The following is a 2,361-nucleotide window of genomic DNA, read 5'->3' on the forward strand; positions in this document are numbered from 1 at the left end:
CCACGTGCGGCGGGAGCTCGCGGCTCCCGCCCCCGCTCCGGCGCCGGAGTCGACGCCCCAACGGATGCTTGGCAGTCAGTCTTCACGCTCTGACGTCGATGCATTGACCACGAGGCGTGAGATTCCCCGGATATCCGGGGAATCTGGACAACCGGCGGACGGCGTGTCGGGGGACGGGCACACGCCCGAGCGGCGCCACCCTGAGCCGGCGGACGGCGGTGGGCGCCCGAGGGGGTTCACACTTCCCGCTGCCTCCGGCCGCATCGCTGCCGTCGTCACCGGCCTGGTGGTCGGCCTGCTCGCCGTCGGCCTGGTCTTCGGCTCGCTGCGGGTCTGCGAGGCCGCACGCGGCACCGCGTCGTGCGGCGGTGGTCCGGGGCTGCTCCTGCTGGTCGCCGTGCTGGTGCTGCTGACCTACCTGGGCGGTTGGCTGCTTCGCGCCTTCGGCATCCGTGATTCAGGGAGCACGAGCTTCCTGGCGGTCGCCCTGCTGGCGGTCGCGGCCATGCTCTTCCTGATCGAGGTGCTGATGAGCGCGTGGATGGTGGTCGTCATCCCGCTCGTCGCCGCCGGCGCCTACGCGTTGTCACACTGGGTGACCACCGCTCTCGTCGACGAGAAGCAGCCCTAGCGGCGGGCGACCAGCTCGGCGATCTGCACGGTGTTGAGCGCCGCCCCCTTGCGCAGGTTGTCGTTGCTGACGAACAGCGCCAGCCCGCGGTCGCCGTCGACCCCCGGGTCCTGCCGGATGCGACCGACGTACGACGGGTCCTTGCCGGCTGCCTGCAGCGGGGTCGGGATCTCGGCGAGCTCGACACCGGGGGCACCGGACAGCACCTCGGTGGCGCGCTCGACGGTCATCGCCCGCTCGAACTCGGCGTTGATCGCCAGCGAGTGACCGGTGAAGACCGGGACCCGCACGCAGATGCCGGAGACCCGCAGGTCCGGGATGCCGAGGATCTTGCGCGACTCGTTGCGCAGCTTCTGCTCCTCGTCGGTCTCGTGGAGGCCGTCGTCGACGATCGAGCCGGCCATCGGGAGCACGTTGTAGGCGATGGTGCGCGCATACTTCTCCGGCTCCGGGAAGACGACCGCCTGGCCGTCGTAGGCCAGCTCCCGGGCCTTGTCGCCGGCGGCGCCCACCTGGGTGGCCAGCTCGTCGACCCCGGCGACGCCCGAGCCCGACACGGCCTGGTAGGTGGACGCGATGAGTCGCACCAGCCCGGCCTCGTCGTGGAGGGGCTTGAGCACCGGCATCGCGGCCATGGTCGTGCAGTTGGGGTTGGCGATGATGCCCTGCCCTGCGGCGACCACAGGCTCGATGGCCTCGGGGTTCACCTCCGAGACCACGAGCGGGATGTCGGGATCCCTGCGGAAGGCCGAGGAGTTGTCGACCACGATCACGCCGGCCTCGACGAAGGCGGGAGCCAGCGCCCGCGAGGTCGTCGCCCCGGCGGAGAACAGCGCGATGTCGAGCCCGCTGGGGTCTGCCGTGGCGGCGTCCTCCACGGTGATCTCCCGGCCTGCGAAGGGAAGCACCGTGCCGGCCGACCTGGCGGAAGCGAAGAACCGCACCTCCTCGGCCGGGAAGCCGCGCTCCTCGAGGATCTGTCGCATCGCGACACCCACCTGGCCGGTCGCGCCGACCACTCCGATGCGCACCACGTCAGCGCCCCGTCCCGCCGTACACGACGGCCTCGACCTCGGCTGCGTCCAGGTCGAACGCGGTGTGCGTCGCCTGCACCGCGGTGTCGACGTCGGCGCTGTCGACGATCACCGAGATGCGGATCTCGGAGGTGGAGATCATCTCGATGTTGACGCCGGCGCTGGCGAGGGCGGCGAAGAACTTCGCGGTGACGCCGGGATGGCTGCGCATGCCGGCACCGATCAGCGAGACCTTGCCGATCTGGTCGTCGTACAGCAGCTTGTCGTAGCCCACCTCGCCCTGGATGCGGGCCAGGGCCGTCATCGCGGTCTGGCCGTCCTCGCGGGGGAGCGTGAAGGAGATGTCGGTGAGGCTGGTCGCCGCGGCGGAGACGTTCTGGACGACCATGTCGATGTTGACCTCGGTCGCGGCGAGCGCCTCGAAGATGCGGGCAGCCTCGCCCACCTTGTCGGGCACGCCGACGACGGTGATCTTCGCTTCGCTCCGGTCGTGGGCGACGCCGGCGATGATGGCCTGTTCCATGTCGGTTCCCTCGGGGTTGTCCGATGCGGGGTCGGGGACGATCCAGGTGCCCTCGGTCTGGCTGAAGGACGAGCGCACGTGGATGGGCATGTCGTAGCGGCGGGCGTACTCGACGCACCGCAGGTGCAGGATCTTCGCCCCGCAGGCAGCGAGCTCGAGCATCTCCTCGTAGG

General features: G+C 70.6%; 3 protein-coding genes. 1 reads left to right on the top strand and 2 read right to left on the bottom strand.

The features are described 5' to 3' along the window. Positions 1-163 precede the first annotated feature (163 nt). The gene (locus VLF38_RS04125) at positions 164-631 is read left to right on the top strand and encodes a hypothetical protein (protein ID WP_325270016.1); all 468 of its coding nucleotides are present in this window, start codon (positions 164-166) and stop codon (positions 629-631) included. Here the strand turns inward: VLF38_RS04125 and VLF38_RS04130 are convergent. Further along, on the bottom strand, positions 628-1,662 hold the full coding sequence (locus VLF38_RS04130) for an aspartate-semialdehyde dehydrogenase (RefSeq protein ID WP_325270018.1): 1,035 nt from the start codon (positions 1,660-1,662) through the stop codon (positions 628-630). The genes VLF38_RS04125 and VLF38_RS04130 overlap by 4 nt on opposite strands. Before the next feature lie 4 nt (positions 1,663-1,666). Further along, positions 1,667-2,361: aspartate kinase (locus VLF38_RS04135; protein WP_325270017.1), on the bottom strand; the 695-nt coding region annotated here is incomplete at its 5' end.

It is taken from the genome of Nocardioides sp. (assembly GCF_035481145.1).
Taxonomy (GTDB): Bacteria; Actinomycetota; Actinomycetes; order Propionibacteriales; family Nocardioidaceae; genus Nocardioides.